We start from the raw sequence: 17,252 nt of genomic DNA, 5'->3' as shown, positions 1-17,252 counted from the left end.
TGTAATTTGGCAACGATGAACATGAAGATATGATTGGAAAGGCGGAAATTCGTTATGGCATATGCTTTTATGATCGAACCGCAGTATTATACCGCTTTGGAGAACGAGGACGAGTTGATTGAGAAGTGCCAGGAATGGGGCTTGCTTTCGGAAAAAGCAACGAAGGTCAAAACGTTCTATTATAAAGGGAATGGGCTGAATATGCCTTGCACCATCATTGGCTTTGTCGATCATATGGCAGCAGTCATTCAATTGGACAATAACCAGAAACACTGCATTCATCCGTCTTATCTGAAAGAAATGCAGGCGTCCAGCTATAATGTAAAAAGTCCGGTTGGAGCGGGTACGGCAAAGGACAAATCTAATGAACCAGTCGCTACAACCAACTTAGAAGAGCTCCCTAGCTCTGATGCTGCACAAGATCCTGTTACTGCTTCCTATTCGGATAAGATTCCATCCGGTATGAGTGACTTTGATTCCGAACTGGATGTGGACACGGATAACGATGATACCTCCTCCGAGCTAAAAGGCGACCCTGATGGTCTGGTGGAAGAGTATGTTGGACCCGCTAACGCAACAAGCAGTGCTGCTAAACCAAAGGCAAAAACCGCAGGTAAAGCTAAATCGCTTAAGATTGAATTGCCGGAGGGTAAAGTGAAAATGTCCGCTGTTGTGAAGGAATTTACGACCGTGCCTAACCATTTCTCCGACAATGATGATGAAGTCATTATCTATGAAGCTCTTACGATCACCGAGCCCGAAGTTATTGACGTTGGCGAAGCCTGGTCCAGCCACAGTGCCACGATCAAGAAGCAGGAGCTTGAGGTTGGCGATGTGCTTACTTTTGAAGCAAAGATTATCAAGAAAAAGCTGACCAAGAACCCTGTTCCCTACAAAATCAATAATCCTTCCAAGATTCAGAAAGAAGTCTAATTTTTAGATTAGCAAGTATACACACTCCTTGCAGGAGTCACAAAAAAACCTCCAGACACGTTACTCATGTCCTGGAGGTTTTGTAGTTTTATCTTTTATGTCAGAGACACTAACTTACATTTTACTGATGGTTGGCTGCTGTACAGCTGATCTGGAACTGAACGCCAAATTTATCGATAACCATGCCGTAGGCTGGACTCCAAAATGTTTCCTGGATCGGCATTTTCACTTCACCACCGTCTTGCAACTGGTTGAAAATTGCTTTGGCTTCATCCGCAGTATCCGTGTTCACCGTAACATTCACATGATTACCCACAATATAAGGCATGCCAGGGAATGTATCGGATAACATCAGTACAGAACTGCCAATCTGCAAAGAAGCATGCATGATGCGGTCTTTCGCTTCGGGAGGTACGGGGTGGTCTGGGTTGGAAGGACCATCGCCAAATGTCTGGAGAGCCAGCACTTCCGCTCCAAATGCCTTTTTGTAAAATTCTACTGCTTCACGTCCGTTACCATCCGTTACAAGATACACATTCAAGCTAATCGCCATTCGTGCTTCATCTCCTTGATATCATGTAATTGAACCATTCCTGCCACTTGCGACAAGAGTATATACGAATAGGTTGTCCATTGACAAGAAGGTATTTCCACAGGCTCCTCTAAGAACAAATTCCCCTCTCCAAAGGAGCTCTGACCACTATCATTCCACTTCCAGCAGTACTGGGGCACAAAAATCATCCAGTGGTAGGATTGTCCTGTATTCCTTATTTTATCCCCGGTTTGTGCGAGCGAAATGAAAGATTGTTAGGATAATACCCGGTACCAGCGCAGCAAAACTGGCAGAGATGAGACACCATTTCAGCAGAGTAAAAATCGGAGTCAATTCTGCTACCACGGGAGTATGTACAGGATAACGATACATCGTCAAGGAGGCACCTGCATTTTCAAGCATATCTAAGGCCCATCCTCCAACTGGAAGCAAATTAAGCCTTCGCCAGCGATTCTCTGGCGGAATCACTCGATACAGAATAGACAACAAAACCAACAACAGGAACAGATAAACGATCGGCCAGACGAGATCAAATGTAAAACGTGCCTGGATATAAGCGCTACGCCCTTCTTCGCCATATTGTTCAGCCATCTGGTAGAGATCATTTGCCGAATACAGGAAGGATGTATCCGGTGATTCTCCACTTCCTGTTACTTCTTCCGACTTCGCCGCCTGCCAGGGAAGAATGAATGCAATAAAGCATGCAAAAATAACAACTGAAGCCACCACCCATTTCCAATTCACCCAATGGTATAGCCCTCTCGAGAGTTTGCTCAGCATGGTCTGTTCCTCCTATCTCCAAAAAAAAACCACTCTCCCGAATCCTGTCGGTAAAATGGCTGCGGTCGATCCTATGAGGTTAGCGCGTTTTTACGATGCTATCTATTTCACTTTTCAACAAGAGGTATCGGTGAACACTTCTCATGATCGGGACCTTAGTTAGTTTATTCTTGTCTACATAAAGTTTCATCTGATCTTTGGTCAGACCGAGCAAACTCCCTGCTTCAGATACCGTCAATACAACCTCGGGATTCGTAGCATTAAACGTTTTTTTCACTTTCTGGTTCCAGTCCTCGAATACCTGCATAGATCAGTGATCTCCCCTATCCATAGCCAGTCATTTTCCAGGCTGAATAGATCTATTATACCATACTTGTGATGATCGTAACTTAATCCTTATCGAGAACCAATTAATGTTAATGAATTTAGGCTTCGCGACCAAACACCTCGAACTGACTTAATGCCGGGAATGGAGAGGGATCTGACGACTTAATCAGTTCGCTTAACGTTACCCATTCCACGTCCTTCGACTGAATTTCGATCGTTTGTGGTTTATGAGTTTGGATCAAACTGGCCTGCTCGGAGCTGCCATCGGAAAAGGTAAGAGTAACCCGCTCCCAGAAGTTATCGTGGGGAAAATCTGCACGCAAGGTCAGGACTACTTTGTCGATAGACACCGTACGTCCAAAGTTGACTGTAATGGCAGCATCATCCCGCTGGTTGATCCCCCAAGATTCGTAAGGCCACTCGCCATGTGAATCATTGGCGCTGTTGCCATTAATGGCGTTACGTGCTGCAAATACGGACTCTCCACGGGTTTCCACGTTGGCGGAGGCATGGGGAAAACAGCTTTCGTTTCCATGCTGATCATAAGGATTCAGCGCTACATTTTTATATGCCTCAATCTCTTCACGTGTAGCCAACCGAGCATGTAGAACATGCTTGTCACCCGTAAATGACTTTGGTGAATAGGACACTCGTTTCTCGTCAAAAGGAATGGCATAACGATACTCCTCACCTGTAAAATAAACGAAAGCCGGGTTCATGGAATCCTCCAGCTGGATGATCAGATATACGTTTACATCAGAGCTTCTTAGAACGATACTGTCCCCTGATCCATAAGCCAGTCTGTACACAAGATTTACTTGTTCACTGTCCGTCCGCGTTTCGAGCACCACACCGTCCGCATTTTGAATTTCGAGCGATAAGTTCGTCATCTACATTCTCCATTTCTATTAATATTATTTATAATTATCTTGATTAGAAAATATGAAAGCGCTTCGCTTTATTATACTTTATCATAATCACGGGACTGGGCATCCCTGAATAATGACTTATTTAACACAAAGACGAGTATATTTTCCAACATAAGAAGTGCAAAAAGAGCCACTTCCTTAAAGTGGCCCCACAATGTAAAACTAAATGATTGCCCTAAGCCTCTTCCCAGAAGCGGCGCAGGTTGCTCATGGCGATTTTGGAAGCAGATTTGCATTCCTCCATGCCCTCAAACTCAATCGTAATGTTACCATCATAACCGGAGTCTTTGATCAGCCTCACAATTTTGCGAATTGGAATATCGCCTTGCCCAACAATGGCACCGCGCAGGAAGTTGCCGTAAGCGGTTGTGAACCATTCCCCTTCACCCGGATGCTCATCATAAGGGCGGAAATAAAAGTCTTTGAAGTGGACCAGAGAAGCGTACGGCAGATTTTTCATGACCCCGATAATCGGATTCTCATCCACGCACATGAAGTTGCCAATATCGAGTGTCGTTTTGAAGTTGGGACGATCTACAGCATGAAGCACACGCTGCACACGATCACTGGCCTGCACACTGAAGCCGTGATTCTCAATGGTTGTTGTAATGCCAAACTGTGCAGCATAATCAGCAATGATCTGGCTTCCCTTCACCATCAGCGGCAAATTTTCCTCAAACCAGGCAATGGTCATTTTCTCCTTAGGCAAAGTAAACGCCGTTACGTCATGACGCATATGCTTTACACCCATCCGGTGTACAACATCGACATGTCTTTTGACCCGAGCTATCTCTTTTTCAAAAGCTTCTTCCGTCTCCTGTACGAAATTCGCAGGCATCGAATAGTTGGACAGCTCAATACCCGCAGAAGCAGCCCGCTCCCGAATGGCGTCGGCGAGATCAGGATTGTCCTCCACGGTGTAGCCATACGGAACCATCTCCATATGCTCGCCACCATTCGCAGCAATCCAGTCGATGATATCCAGAACCGTCATTTCACCTGAATTCAGATCGTTCAACAAGCTATACGTACTCAGGCCCACCTTCATCTGCTCAGCTCCCTATCGGTATTGTTGGATAAATTTAACCGCTTTGCGAATGTCCTGTTCCGGCTGGTCGCCTACCTCGCGTTCAATCGTCAGATAACCTTTGTAGCCAATATCCCGAAGGGCTGCAAAGTATGCGTCAAAATCCACACTGCCCTCGCCCAGCGGTACCTCACGGAAGAATGTTCCGGAAGAGACCATTTCGGCAATTTTCTCATGATCCATAGGCGCATATCCTACTGCACCGTATACGTCCCTCGGGTCTACTTCCTTCAGGCGCACACCATCTTTCACATGGGTATGCACAATATAATCCTTGAGCAGATGAACACCTCGTGCAGGGTCATCTCCGGTAACCATCACCATGTTCGCCGGGTCAAAATTCACTGAAACCCCGTTAGTCGACAGGGTATCCAGAAATCCTTTCAGGTCTGCTGCCGTTTCCGGTCCCGTCTCAATCGCGAAGTAGGCTCCTGCGCTTTTGGCGTATTGCCCCAGTTCCTCACATGCGGCATGCAGTGTGGCATACACTTCGGAGGAAGGATCGTGCGGAACAATACCGATATGTGTTGTGACGATATTTGTACCTAGATCCAAAGCAAGATCCACGATGCGCTTGGACTTCTCTACTTTCCACGGATTATCTTCCTTGACCTGAAACCCGTGACCACCCAAATCGCCAACCAGGGCAGAAATTTCAAGACCAAGAGAATCGATATAACTTCTTAACTCCTTGCGAGCTGTCGGAGAGAGGTTCTCAGGGTCCATCTCTCCATGGACTGCATAGATCTGTACGCCTTCTGCACCTACATCCTTCGCTTTGCTTAATCCTTCACGTACACCTACACCGAAGCTATCCACGATCACGCCAATCTTGTTTGTTAATTTCATGCCATACCCTCCCGTTAAATCGGTATTTGATTTTTCATTCCTGGTGAGCCTTCATGATGGACGGAATGCTCTATACAATTTTCGACCCCTACCCGGTCACTCCTTTTTCTCCGATCATTTCTTATCCGGTTTCTTGAGACTAATCTGCTGAGACCAGCTTCACGGTTTGAATTTCATATGGCTTGAACGTCAGCTCAAAATTCCCTTCATGACAAGCTAGTGGTCTAATATCATCCTCCAACAGATTGACTACAGACGTCTGTATACGCGCGTCAGCCCATTGAATCTCAACCGTTTCTCTTCCACCAGATGACTCATAGAAACGAAGTACCGTTCCCGTACCGTCTTCGGAAGCCTTAATCGTATCCAGAATGACATGTTCACTATGGAAATGAACCCAGCTGTGCTCTGCTGGCAATGTGCCAGAGTGTCGTTCACTTGCAACAACCCGAACCGGGTAGTTCAGTTCCATCGCACGTCGTACCACACCCGCTTCCCGCCAATCTCCCTGATGCGGCAGCAGGGAATACGTGAATTCATGCTCACCCCGGTCAGCATGTTCATCCGGCCATTTAGGAGCACGGAGCAGGGAAAGACGGATCGTCTGATCCTTGATGTCATATCCATATTTACAATCGTTCAGCAGGCTTACACCACTGTTGCCCTCAGAGATATCCGCCCAGCGGTGACCACACACTTCAAACTGGGCTTGCTCCCAACTGGTGTTGTTATGAGTAGGGCGCTCCAGCGCACCAAACGGGATTTCATAGGTAGCTTTCGCTGATACCAAATCAACGGGAAAAGCCACTTTAAGCAGCTTATGGCTCTCCGCCCAGTTCACCTTTGTCTTGAAATCAACACGTCGCTGATGACGATACAGGATAATATCCTGGTGAATCTCCGATTCGTTTAACTTCCAGTGAAACCGAAGGATATCCTGCGTTACTCCACGCTGTACTACTTCTTTGGAGATCAGCTCTGCCACTCCTGCTCGCTGCGATTCAAACCGCGGATCAATATCCCAAGCATCCCAATACGTTGGCCTGTCATGGAAAAACTGTAACTCATTCGCTTTATCGCCCGGCTTCAGCCACTCCCGTTGCATGGATTTGTCATACCATCTGGTGATCTCTCCTACATCGTTAAACTCAAGCGTGTAAAAGTCCGTTTCCCAGACAGAAGGAAAGGATTCATCCTGCTTCAATGCAGGAAGATTGGCATCCGGTTCATGGCGTAGCCATAACGTTGTATATCCAAAGGCCGGAATAGATCGGACATAGACTGACAAGGTCAGTGCGTCTCCATTTGCCTCAAGGTCACTCGGCAGACGATTACCCTGATGGTCAAACGCTGCTATACCGCTCAGTTTCTCGTCGCCTGTAATCGTAACGACTTCTCCCCGCTCCCAGCCCAGACTATTAAATACAACATAGGGCAGACCGTCGAAGCCATCTGTCGCAATGCGGTCCTCAATACGGCCAAGAGTACCATCCATAGCCGATGTCCCCAGAGCGAATACTTTCGTATACTCTTCCATAGATGTTACGTATACTTCGGGAATGGACGTGCCCGGGATAATATCATGGAATTGATTCAGCATAATCAGCTTCCAGCCTTCATCCAGATCACTTTTCGACTGAGCTGCTTCAACTCCGGCAAACTGCCCCCAGATTTCCGCTTCCCGATACAACACCTCCGCTTTGCGATTGCTCCGTTTGTTGCGCGCATGGGTTGTATAGGTTCCACGGTGCAGTTCCAGATATAAGTCGCCATGCCATTGGGGCAGCTTAGGATTGTTGTTCGAAATTTCCTCGAAAAACGCGCCTGCTGTACTAAAATTGCTAATGGGCTGCCCAACCATGAAATGGGATCGCTCTGCGAATGCAACCATTTCGTTCGTTACCCCACCTCCACCATCGCCATGCCCATAAAGCAGCATTTGCTCGGGGTGTACATCCTTCTGCTTGTAGGATTGCCAGTGCTCATCGACATCTTTGGGCCGGGTATGTTCATTCACTCCATGATTGAGATACGCAAGCACCGAGGTGCCGTCAATGCCCACCCAGTGGAACAGATCATACGGGAAAACGTTGGTATCATTCCAATTGAGCTTAGTGGTCATAAAATAAGGAATATCAGCCAGCTTGAGCAGTTGTGGCAGCGAAGCACAGTAGCCAAACGTGTCAGGAAGCCACTCGATGTTTGAACGCTTGCCGAACTCCTCCTGATAAAAGTTCTGCCCGTATAAGATCTGCCGCACCAGCGATTCGCCACTCGGAATGTTCAGATCAGGCTCTACCCACATGCCACCAACTAGTTCCCAGCGGCCTTCGGCAATTCGGGCTTTGATGCGTTCGTACAGCTCTGGATAGTGCTCTTTCACGAATGCATACAGCTGTGGTTGACTCTGCGAATACACGAACTCCGGATACTCATCCATCAAAGTACACATCGTGGAGAAGGTGCGGCTGGACTTGCGCACGGTCTCACGCACAGGCCACAGCCAGGCAATATCGATATGGGACTGCCCAACCAGATGCATGAATCCGTCCCGGTACTCTTCCGGGTCTTCCTCCTGCACCGACTGTGCGAGCCATTCTTCCCAATGCTGCACCCACGCCGCTTCACTCCAGCGCTCCGGCTCGTTGTACATCTTATCCATCACCTGATGAATATCCCGGATAAGACGGGTGCGCTTTAAGTCTTTCTCCGGCAATGCTCTGAGTGATTCTGCAAGTACCGTAATGCTATACATTAGACTCTGTAAAGGCGAATTAACACGAACCAAAGCGGCTCGGATGCCCTGAATTGGCGGCTGGATGACCGCCTGTCGATTCAAGGGGTCATGTGGTTCCGGTATGGGATCATATAGCTCAATCTCCAGCAAAGGCGTAGTTCCCACACGGCTCTTCGGTAACGGTACATACCCATGATTACGGTCCAGTCCGTGATAAGGCATGCCATTTACCCTTAGCAGCCCTTCACCCCCGGCCTCGAAGATCAATCCGACCACATCTTCCTCCCAATTAGCCGGAATCTTTACGGTTTTGCTCAGAAAATAAGTCGTTCCATGGTTGCTATGGAGCGGATTCAAGCTTTGAACAGCCGCATTCTCCTGTTCATTCTCATATACCCCTGGCCGGATATACTTGGTCTTCTGCATCTGCCACTCTGGAAGCTCAAGGGTATCCTTCCATTGCTGCTGAGCCAGATCCTGAATGAATCGCTGAATTCGAATCATACCTCCACCCCCACCTTCTGGATGTGTAAACTACAAGCAGTCCAGTCTCTGGAGCTGCTGCCAACCATCAGTCTGAATTCACCAGGCTCCACAACAGGCTGAAGACTGGAGTCGATCAGCTCCAGATGTTCTTTTTGCACAGGGAACGTCACCGTCTGGGTCTGTCCCGGCTCTAGATGAATTTTACGGAAACCCTTCAGCGAAATTTCGGCTCGGGTGACCGAAGCCGATACATCCGTAATATACAGCTGCACCACCTCATTTCCCGCAACCACTCCCGTATTTGTGACCTCTACCTGCACCTCTGCTTCATCGTCTGGTCCGATCACTTCCGGCACAACTCTTACATTCTCGTACTTAAATTCTGTATAACTCAGCCCAAAGCCGAACGGATATTGTGGTACCAGATCGATCTCCAGATATCGCTTACCCCGAGTGCGTTTGGCATTGTAGCTGACCGGAAGCTGACCTACATGCTTGGGAATGGAGACGGTAAGACGACCAGATGGATTCACATCACCGAACAGAATATCTGCAATAGCGTTGCCTCCCTCCTGCCCCGGATACCACGCTTCCACAATGGCATGGGCATGCTCATCAATCCATGATTCAGCAATCGGCCGGCCGTTAATATATACGACAATAACCGGTTTCCCCAGCTTATGTACTTCCTGCACCAGTTCCAATTGAACACCCATCAGGTTCAGAGACGAGCGGTCTATCCCCTCGCCGCACTCCATATCGTTCCATGGATCATCCGTAACAACGGATGCCCCCGTCCGCAGATCAATGGTCCCTTCGCCAAAATCCCGGCTACTTGACCCTCCCATCACCATAATGATGGTGTCTGCTTCTTCAGCACAGGCGAGCGCTTGCGCAAAGCCCTCTCTGGAATCCCCTTTGATCCGGCAGCCTGGTGCGTACAGCACCTTTCCGGTTTCAGCACCAAGCTTGCGCGTAATCCCATCCAGCACCGTAACGATCTGTCCTCTCGGCTGCGGCGAGGTGTAGTCGCCAAGCTGGTTGTAGACGTGGTTCGCATTTGGGCCAATGACCGCCAGTTTTGTACCTGTTTTACCGAGCGGAAGGGTGTTGTCTTCATTTTTGAGTAAAATGATTCCCTCTTGCGCGACTTTTCTCGCCAGCTGAATATGTTCTTCACATCCGATCACCTGCTCTGCAAAGTCAGGATCAACGAAAGGTTGTTCGAATAAGCCCAGTCTGAACTTCATCTCCAGCACCCGCCTTACCGCTGTATCCAGATCCTGCTCTTCAATTAATCCTTGCGACAGGGCCTGCCCGAGATGCTTACGGTACATGTACCCGGACATTTCCATATCCACCCCTGCCTTAAGCGACTGAGCGACGCCCTGCTCCCCGTTCTTCGCGGTGTTGTGTCCATTGACGAGCATCTGAATTGCACCAAAGTCAGTAATGACAAATCCGTCAAACCCCCATTGCTCGCGCAGGAGATCATTCAGCAGATACGAACTCGACGTACAAGGCACACCATCAATCTCGTTATACGCTGTCATGACAGAACATGCTCCGGCTTCCACTGCTTTCTTGAACGGCAGCAGATCCACCTCGTGCAGCTCTCGCAGTCCCATATGCACCGGAGCAGCATTGCGCCCACCCTCCGAGCTGCCATAGGCTGCAAAATGTTTGAGTGTCGCCACAATCGTCCGATTAGAATCGAGCCGGTCACCCTGTAAACCTTTTATCGCTTCAACCGCCAGTTCACCGATCAGGTATGGATCTTCGGCAAAACATTCCTCCGTCCGTCCCCATCTCGGGTCCCGTACGACATCAAGCACAGGAGAATATGTTGCCGCTCCTCCCTGGCTCCGAGTCTCCACAGCAGTCGCTTCACACATCTTGCGGTACAATTCCGTGTTCCAAGCACTTCCTATTGCTAACGGCACCGGGAATACAGTTGCCCCAATGGCCATATGCCCGTGAGAACACTCTTCCCCGAACAAAATGGGAATTCCCAGCCGGGAGTTCTCCATGGCATACCGCTGAATTTCATTAGTGGCAACAGCTCCTTGCCTAGGGGTCAGGCCAGTCTCCAGCGTCACTTCCGTCCAGGGATCAGCACGAAGTGCTCCATACAACGACCCAATCCCGCCCTCTGCGATGTCCTTTTTAAACTCATCTGTAACCTGAACCGTACCATCTGCTTCCTTAACATAAGTCTTCCACCCCATCGGCTGGATCAGCTGTCCTATCTTCTCCTCCGTGGTCATCCGTCCGAGCAGATCTTGGGTCCGCTCCTGAATGGGAAGCGAAACATCTTTATAGTCCATATGCACATTCTCCTTATGAGTTCGGCTTAGTCTGGTGCATGGGCTCACATGGCTTTTCGGTAGTCGCTAGGCGCTACACCCACCACATTCTTGAACGCCCGATTGAAGGAATTGTAATTCGTATACCCAACTTCCTCACTGATCTCCTGAATGGCCTTATCCGTCTCCAGCATGAGCTGCTTCGCCTTCTCAATACGGTGACTAATCAGAAGATCCACGAACTTCTCACCAATTTCGTCCTTAAACAGCTTGCTTAAATATTTCGGATTGATATCAAATAGATCACTTAGATAATTCAGCGACAACTCGGGGTTGTTGTAGTTCTGTTCAATATACTTGCGAATTTCAAGAATATGAGATCGATGTTTTCTGGAGCAATGAAGCGTCTGCATCTCATCAGCCAGCTCACGGAAACCCTCCCAGCACAGCGCGCGTAAATCATCCAACGTCTCCCAACCTTCCAACCTAGGAAGAAGTGGTGTAAATACAGATGCCCATCGCTCCTGATACTCTCGTGGAAGTTCTGCGAACTCCCGGTTATAGTGCTGGAACAGCAATTGGACCGTATTCATAATCTCCTGGCGGGAGAGCACGGATTCATGGATCTGTTCGAACAAGCGATCAAAATGCTTCTCCCACACATCTTCCGAGAGTCGCATCGCCTGCACCAGCAAAGAGATCGTCTTCAGGAACTCATACACATCATTGGTTGAGCTCGGTACCTCCCCGCATGGAATGATCCGATTCATGCCGAGCACAGCCTTGTATTCCAAGGCATGCACCGCCTCCTTCAGCGAAGCTCTCAGACCACGGACATCCACTGCCACTCTTCCAATACCAATGGTTACGGTGAAGTTCAAATACTGCCCAACCCTGTCAAGATAACCGGAGAGCAGTCTCTGCTCGGTTTCCTCACCTTTCTCCATTTCGGGAATCCAGAGTATGGCATACAGACGCTGATCCGATATCCACTCTGCCCACACTTCGGTGCCCTCGTGCCTTGCACTCTCCTGCAGAATGCTGGATAACACGAATTTCAGAAGGGATTGATCCTGATTGTGGTACTCCTCCATGAACCGTGAATACTGATCAATCTCCACCACCATTACAGCCCATCGATCCTCTAACTGCGGGAGCTTGAACCTGCTCATCTCCGCTGTCAGTTCATTTCCAGTAAAGTCCCGCGTACCCTCCAGCAGCTCCTGAAAGAAATATTTCTTCTGCAAAATCAGGTTCTCTTCATGCTCCTCCTGATATTGCTTGGTTTGATCAATCATTCGCTCCAGCGTAGTCTGGATAAAACGGAACTCGTTATCCTTCGTATAACCCGCCCCTGACTGTTTCTGCGAAGCCACCGTCTCAATCAACGTGACAATCTGCTGGATGGGCTTGTAATTTCTCCGTGTCACATAGATCACCCACACCACACCAATCAGGACAACTGCAACGGCAAAAACAAACCAGATATTATAAAATTTCAGGGCAAATTTGACGATCTTGCCATTATTCAGTCCCGTCTGTACCTTCCAGCCGCTGTAGCTGGATGTAAACTCGGAGAATACTTCACCTGAGTCTGTTGTGGGAGAAACCGCCGTAATTCCATCCTGAATTCCTCCGTCCCACAGATTGCCACCGGAGCGATTGAAGATATTCACGAAGGTGAATTCAGGGTCATACATCTGCATGATGGATTTCTGCAAGGTCGGCAGATCGACGTTAACAACCACAAGACCCGTGCCGTTTCCGACACCGCGAATGAGTGTAATGACCTGTTTTCCTTCCTCTGTCGGAAATGCCTTAAAGGATCTCGCCCCCACCCACTTTTGCGTTGCCGCAGCACGACTGTCTTTAATAAACGCTGCATCCGGGAATTCCTCAATCGGCACTGCCTTGCCGTTGCTGAATACCGTATCGTCGTTGTATCTCACCAGATATATGGAATCAATCAGCGGATACTCTATTTTTAATTCATCAATAACCTGGACTGCTTGAATTCCGGCATACACATCCTCGCTTCCGGTTACCGAATAATAATTTTTCAGGTTGGGATTGGTCAAAATATCACGCAGCACCTTGAAGTCGATGGAACGTAGTGAATTGTCCAAATATTGCGTTACCTGTGACGCCAGAAATTCATTGGCCTTGAGTGCTTCTCTCCGGTTCTGTTCATTGAATACCTGAAAGAAAATGATAAACAGGATTGTGGTGATGATAAAAAAAACAGGCAAATACGATAGCAGCAAACGTCTAAACCAACTGTTGTTCATCTCCGAGGCCCCCCACCACTGTTTATACGCATGAGCATTTTGCATAAGCTGGAATGACAACCACGCCAATCTGGTCGCTAATTTTCCATAAATATTCAGTAAATTATATCGGATGAAGTGGGGTTGTCAAAAGGAGAAGACCGTCCCGATTCCTGTGTTGGCATCGGGACAGCCTCATTCATGAATCCATCAAGCTTTATTGATTCTTCTCAATCGCACGCTGGTAAATCTCAAGGTAATTGCTGAGTCCCAGACCATCAAAACCTTTCACGTACGCGTCCCATTCCTTATCGATGCTCTTGCTGCCGATAATGAATTGAGCCATATTGGTCATCACGTAATCCTTGACGGCTGTCGTGAGCTGCGCAGCGGTTTCTGTATCTTCAGGCCGGATAAATACGTTCGCAGGATAGACTTCTTTTGGCGCATAAGGTTCATATACATTGGTTGCTTGCGCTAGACGTGTACCGTAACCCTCCGCTTCCAGTGGGTTCTGACCTTCTGCAAAAAGATTCCGGAACGTATTGGACAAGTCATGTGCTCCGATCTGTGACCAACTCTCGTTGACTACAACATTTGGGTCACGCTCAGGCAGGTTGTAGTAGCTGTATTTGGCAGGCTCACCATTGATGTTTTTCTCATCGGCATCCGCCTTCTTCCAGCCCTTTCCTTCGGTCGGCCCGTACTCTGCATATAAAGCGCCTTCTTCACTGAACATATAATCTACAATTTTGATCGCAGCGATCTGTTGTGCTTCGGTCGCTTTATTGGTGATGGCGAACTCAAACTCACCTACGCTTTGCGTAGCACCTGTCGTCTGCACACCATCCGGCCCTTTCAGCGGAGGCACGATGTCCCAGTGCTGGTGGCGGGTGATATCTTTGTCATACGTGTTCACGAGGTAACTGACCAGCGCTGTCGTTATAGAGCCGACCACCTCATCACCTTCCTTGTTACCCAACTGCCCGATTGCCTGATCGTTCTGTGTGAAGGAAGCCGGGTCAATCAGGCCTTCTGCATACAGCTTATGCATGTACTCCAGCCCTTTTTTCCACTCTTCCTTATTCGCTGCAAAATCAACCTTGCCATCATTCACGATCAGATATTTATCGTTGTCATTATAGATAAAGCTGTTCATTAAATAGGCATCGATGTTGCCGTTCCACACGTACTTGTTGGGTGCACCCGTGAGTGGAATCTCATCAGCTTTGCCGTTGCCATTCGGGTCTTGTTCCTTGAACGCCTTCAGAACCGTGTAGAGTTCATCGGTCGTGGTAGGCATTTTGAGACCCAGATTGTCCAGCCACTCGGTGTTAATCCAGTATTTCTGTGCATACGTACAGTGGTAACATTCATTGAAAATCGGCAGAGCGTAGATGTTGCCATCCGGCGCAGTTACCGCTTCTTTGAAGTACGGCTTCTCCTCCATCATCTTGGACAGGTTCGGACCGTACTGCTTGATCAGATCCTGCAGCGGGAGGAACACGCCCTGTTTTCCGTACGTTTGAAGGTCTGAGGTCGTGAACTTGCCATGGAGGAACACTTCGGGATAATCCCCACTCGCCAGCAGCAACTGTCTGCGGTCTTGCAGAGCGTCCGTCGGGGCCAGATCCCATTTTAGGGTAACATCGAACTTGTCTTCGATAAATTTGGTGAACTCATTTTCTTCCATGGACGCTTTACCTTGGGGGGCAAAGAAGGTCATCGTTACCGGGCCACCGCTCTCCCCGCTACCGTCGCTCCCTGTACCCGCATCCTCGGATGAACCACATGCGGACAACAAAGCCATCGAAGCAAAGACCAGAAACAACATCGAAATCCAAGATTTTTTCAATCTGACTCCTCCTTTTTGTTGAAAACGGCATAACATTCTGATTACGTACTCGTGTTAAACCTTATCCCGGAAGCCGGAGTGTTCCCCCACCTCCTTTCAAGTGACGTAACGGACGCAGATGACAAAGATCATCCTTTGAGCGAGCCAACCATAACCCCTTTAACAAAATGCTTCTGCACAAACGGGTACATGATGAGAATAGGAATGCTGGCAACTACGATCAGTGCGTATTTTAGGACCTGTTCGAACCCCTGATCTCTTAGCTGCTGGCTCGTATTGGCCAACATTGCTGGGTCTGCGGCGTTTAGAATTAGTAGATTGCGCAGCACATACTGGAGTGGGAACAGCTTCTCGGAACGAAGATAGATCAGGGCATCAAAGTACGCATTCCAGTGGCCCACCGCATACATCAGGGTCATGACCGCCAGAATCGGCTTTGATAACGGAAGAACTACGCTGATCAAATACCGGATGTCCCGACATCCGTCCATTTCCGCCGCCTCCCCCAGCTCTTCCGGGATGGAAGATTGGAAGAAGGTTCTCGCTACGATAACTTGGAACACTGCGAGCGCCCCTGGCAGCCACATCGCCCAGCGTGTATCCAGCAGATGAAGGTCTTTCATCAAGAGATAGGTTGGAATCAGACCGCCATCAAAGAACATCGTGATCATCATGAAAATAATGATGGCACCCCGTCCGTAAAACGACTTGCGCGATAGCGGATACGCGAGCATGACCGTTAGCGCCACATTGATAAATGTGCCTACAACGGTATAGATGATCGTGTTGTAGAAACCAAGCATGAGCTGCTGGCTTTTGAAAATGGAGATATAGGCCTTGATGTTAAAGTCTACCGGGAACAGCCACACCTGACCGGATGTAACGGCACGTGAGGAGCTGAACGAAGAACTGATGATATACAAGAGCGGGTAAAACACTGTTAGAAGTATGGCGAACAGAAAGATATAGTTGAATGTCATGAAGATACGGTCACCGAGCGGGTCCTTGATCCGGTTACGATTCATCAGGTTGAACATGGATGAGCTCCTCCTTTACCACAAGCTGTTCTGGGATACTTTGCGGGAAATGCCGTTGACGATAACCAGTAGAATCAGGTTGATAACGGAGTTGAACAATCCTACCGCCGAGGAGAAGCTGAAGTTGGCCCCGATCAGACCGACCTTGTACACATACGTGGAGATGACTTCCGATGCACTCGTGTTGAGCGGATTCTGCATTAGATATATTTTTTCAAAGCCCACGCCCATAATGCTGCCCAAGCTAAGAATCAGCATGATGACGGTGACCGGTACGAGCGTTGGAAGATCGATATGCCAAATTTTCCGGAGCCTTGAAGCGCCGTCCATCTTCGCTGCCTCATAGAGGGATGGATCAACCCCAGCGAGAGCCGCGATATAAATGATCGATGAATAGCCCATGCCTTGCCAGACACCCGACCACACATAGATGGATTTGAAGTATTCGGGAATGCCCATAAAGTTGGTCATCGGGAAACCCAGGAAGGTAAATAGCTTGTCTACAACACCCACATGCGGTGACAGCATCAGAATGATAATGGATACCATAACGACTGTGGAGATAAAATGCGGAGCGTACGTGACCATCTGGACGGTCTTTTTAAAGTAACCTGTTCGGATCTCATTCAGCGCGAGCGCCAGCAGGATCGGAATGGGAAATCCGGCGAGTAACGAGTAGAAACTGATCCCAATCGTATTTTTGATCAGCAGCCAGAAGTTTGGGGATTCAAAAAAGGCCTCAAAGTGTTTCAGTCCAACCCATGGGCTGCCCCAGATTCCTTTGACGACACTGAAGTCTTTGAAGGCAATCTGTACACCGACCATTGGAATGTACTTGAAGATCAATAGATACAATACGGGAGGAAGCACCAGTAGATAGAGCTCCCAATGCTTTTTGAGGCTTCTGATAAATGGATGCTGTCGCTTGGGTTCTGCGTCATTCCTTCCTTGCTGGAGCTCCACCGGTGCAGGTATGCTTTCCGTAGCTCGACTCATTCGCGTCACTCCTTCTACACCTTAAGTGTAATAATACATTACATTTACATCCCTTAAACATCCTTTTCTTTGACTCATTTTTCTGTATTAGCGTCATCCGTGTGAAGATT

General features: G+C 48.4%; 13 protein-coding genes. 1 reads left to right on the top strand and 12 read right to left on the bottom strand.

The features are described 5' to 3' along the window. Positions 1-54 precede the first annotated feature (54 nt). Positions 55-933, top strand: coding sequence for a hypothetical protein (locus tag BUA17_RS29095; RefSeq protein ID WP_063566451.1), 879 nt, complete (start codon positions 55-57; stop codon positions 931-933). A 121-nt stretch (positions 934-1,054) separates the two neighbouring features. Here the strand turns inward: BUA17_RS29095 and BUA17_RS29090 are convergent, their stop codons facing one another. The 12 genes from BUA17_RS29090 to BUA17_RS29035 all read right to left on the bottom strand — a co-directional run bounded on the left by BUA17_RS29090 (position 1,055) and on the right by BUA17_RS29035 (position 17,142). After that, positions 1,055-1,486: a VOC family protein gene (locus BUA17_RS29090; RefSeq protein WP_064641272.1), complete on the bottom strand. Its 432-nt coding sequence runs from the start codon at positions 1,484-1,486 to the stop codon at positions 1,055-1,057. A gap of 219 nt (positions 1,487-1,705) precedes the next feature. Beyond that, positions 1,706-2,266: a hypothetical protein gene (locus BUA17_RS29085; RefSeq protein WP_072735797.1), complete on the bottom strand. Its 561-nt coding sequence runs from the start codon at positions 2,264-2,266 to the stop codon at positions 1,706-1,708. A 79-nt stretch (positions 2,267-2,345) separates the two neighbouring features. Further along, on the bottom strand, positions 2,346-2,573 hold the full coding sequence (locus BUA17_RS29080; protein ID WP_053782996.1) for a hypothetical protein: 228 nt from the start codon (positions 2,571-2,573) through the stop codon (positions 2,346-2,348). 118 nt (positions 2,574-2,691) lie between these two features. Beyond that, positions 2,692-3,483 (bottom strand): carbohydrate-binding protein, encoded by a 792-nt coding sequence (locus BUA17_RS29075; protein WP_072735796.1) that lies wholly within the window; start codon positions 3,481-3,483, stop codon positions 2,692-2,694. A 214-nt stretch (positions 3,484-3,697) separates the two neighbouring features. Further along, positions 3,698-4,570 carry a sugar phosphate isomerase/epimerase family protein gene (locus BUA17_RS29070; RefSeq protein ID WP_072735795.1) on the bottom strand — a complete coding sequence of 291 codons (873 nt, stop codon included), beginning with the start codon at positions 4,568-4,570 and terminating at the stop codon, positions 3,698-3,700. Between the two features lie 12 nt (positions 4,571-4,582). Further along, positions 4,583-5,458, bottom strand: coding sequence for a sugar phosphate isomerase/epimerase family protein (locus BUA17_RS29065; protein WP_063566456.1), 876 nt, complete (start codon positions 5,456-5,458; stop codon positions 4,583-4,585). A gap of 139 nt (positions 5,459-5,597) precedes the next feature. Continuing rightward, positions 5,598-8,699 carry an alpha-mannosidase gene (locus tag BUA17_RS29060; protein WP_072735794.1) on the bottom strand — a complete coding sequence of 1,034 codons (3,102 nt, stop codon included), beginning with the start codon at positions 8,697-8,699 and terminating at the stop codon, positions 5,598-5,600. Beyond that, on the bottom strand, positions 8,696-11,008 hold the full coding sequence (locus tag BUA17_RS29055; RefSeq protein WP_072735793.1) for a glycoside hydrolase family 3 N-terminal domain-containing protein: 2,313 nt from the start codon (positions 11,006-11,008) through the stop codon (positions 8,696-8,698). The genes BUA17_RS29060 and BUA17_RS29055 overlap by 4 nt, the downstream gene beginning before the upstream one ends. Before the next feature lie 44 nt (positions 11,009-11,052). Then, positions 11,053-13,275, bottom strand: coding sequence for a helix-turn-helix domain-containing protein (locus BUA17_RS29050; RefSeq protein WP_072735792.1), 2,223 nt, complete (start codon positions 13,273-13,275; stop codon positions 11,053-11,055). 196 nt (positions 13,276-13,471) lie between these two features. Then, positions 13,472-15,109 (bottom strand): type 2 periplasmic-binding domain-containing protein, encoded by a 1,638-nt coding sequence (locus BUA17_RS29045; RefSeq protein ID WP_083584905.1) that lies wholly within the window; start codon positions 15,107-15,109, stop codon positions 13,472-13,474. A gap of 128 nt (positions 15,110-15,237) precedes the next feature. Then, positions 15,238-16,146, bottom strand: coding sequence for a carbohydrate ABC transporter permease (locus BUA17_RS29040; RefSeq protein ID WP_231952803.1), 909 nt, complete (start codon positions 16,144-16,146; stop codon positions 15,238-15,240). A 15-nt stretch (positions 16,147-16,161) separates the two neighbouring features. Then, positions 16,162-17,142: an ABC transporter permease gene (locus BUA17_RS29035; protein ID WP_082704297.1), complete on the bottom strand. Its 981-nt coding sequence runs from the start codon at positions 17,140-17,142 to the stop codon at positions 16,162-16,164. Between the last annotated feature and the right edge of the window lie 110 nt (positions 17,143-17,252).

The sequence above is a fragment of the Paenibacillus sp. ov031 genome (assembly GCF_900143165.1).
Taxonomy (GTDB): Bacteria; Bacillota; Bacilli; order Paenibacillales; family Paenibacillaceae; genus Paenibacillus; species Paenibacillus marchantiae.
This window is presented reverse-complemented; position numbering and strand designations above follow the sequence as displayed.

What these genes read in the sequence shown, in the direction of transcription:
- BUA17_RS29095 (WP_063566451.1), top strand. Translation starts at nt 55, where the DNA reads ATGGCATATGCTTTTATGATCGAACCGCAGTATTATACCGCTTTGGAG.
- BUA17_RS29090 (WP_064641272.1), bottom strand. Translation starts at nt 1,486, where the DNA reads ATGGCGATTAGCTTGAATGTGTATCTTGTAACGGATGGTAACGGACGT.
- BUA17_RS29085 (WP_072735797.1), bottom strand. Translation starts at nt 2,266, where the DNA reads ATGCTGAGCAAACTCTCGAGAGGGCTATACCATTGGGTGAATTGGAAA.
- BUA17_RS29080 (WP_053782996.1), bottom strand. Translation starts at nt 2,573, where the DNA reads ATGCAGGTATTCGAGGACTGGAACCAGAAAGTGAAAAAAACGTTTAAT.
- BUA17_RS29075 (WP_072735796.1), bottom strand. Translation starts at nt 3,483, where the DNA reads ATGACGAACTTATCGCTCGAAATTCAAAATGCGGACGGTGTGGTGCTC.
- BUA17_RS29070 (WP_072735795.1), bottom strand. Translation starts at nt 4,570, where the DNA reads ATGAAGGTGGGCCTGAGTACGTATAGCTTGTTGAACGATCTGAATTCA.
- BUA17_RS29065 (WP_063566456.1), bottom strand. Translation starts at nt 5,458, where the DNA reads ATGAAATTAACAAACAAGATTGGCGTGATCGTGGATAGCTTCGGTGTA.
- BUA17_RS29060 (WP_072735794.1), bottom strand. Translation starts at nt 8,699, where the DNA reads ATGATTCGAATTCAGCGATTCATTCAGGATCTGGCTCAGCAGCAATGG.
- BUA17_RS29055 (WP_072735793.1), bottom strand. Translation starts at nt 11,008, where the DNA reads ATGGACTATAAAGATGTTTCGCTTCCCATTCAGGAGCGGACCCAAGAT.
- BUA17_RS29050 (WP_072735792.1), bottom strand. Translation starts at nt 13,275, where the DNA reads ATGAACAACAGTTGGTTTAGACGTTTGCTGCTATCGTATTTGCCTGTT.
- BUA17_RS29040 (WP_231952803.1), bottom strand. Translation starts at nt 16,146, where the DNA reads ATGTTCAACCTGATGAATCGTAACCGGATCAAGGACCCGCTCGGTGAC.
- BUA17_RS29035 (WP_082704297.1), bottom strand. Translation starts at nt 17,142, where the DNA reads ATGAGTCGAGCTACGGAAAGCATACCTGCACCGGTGGAGCTCCAGCAA.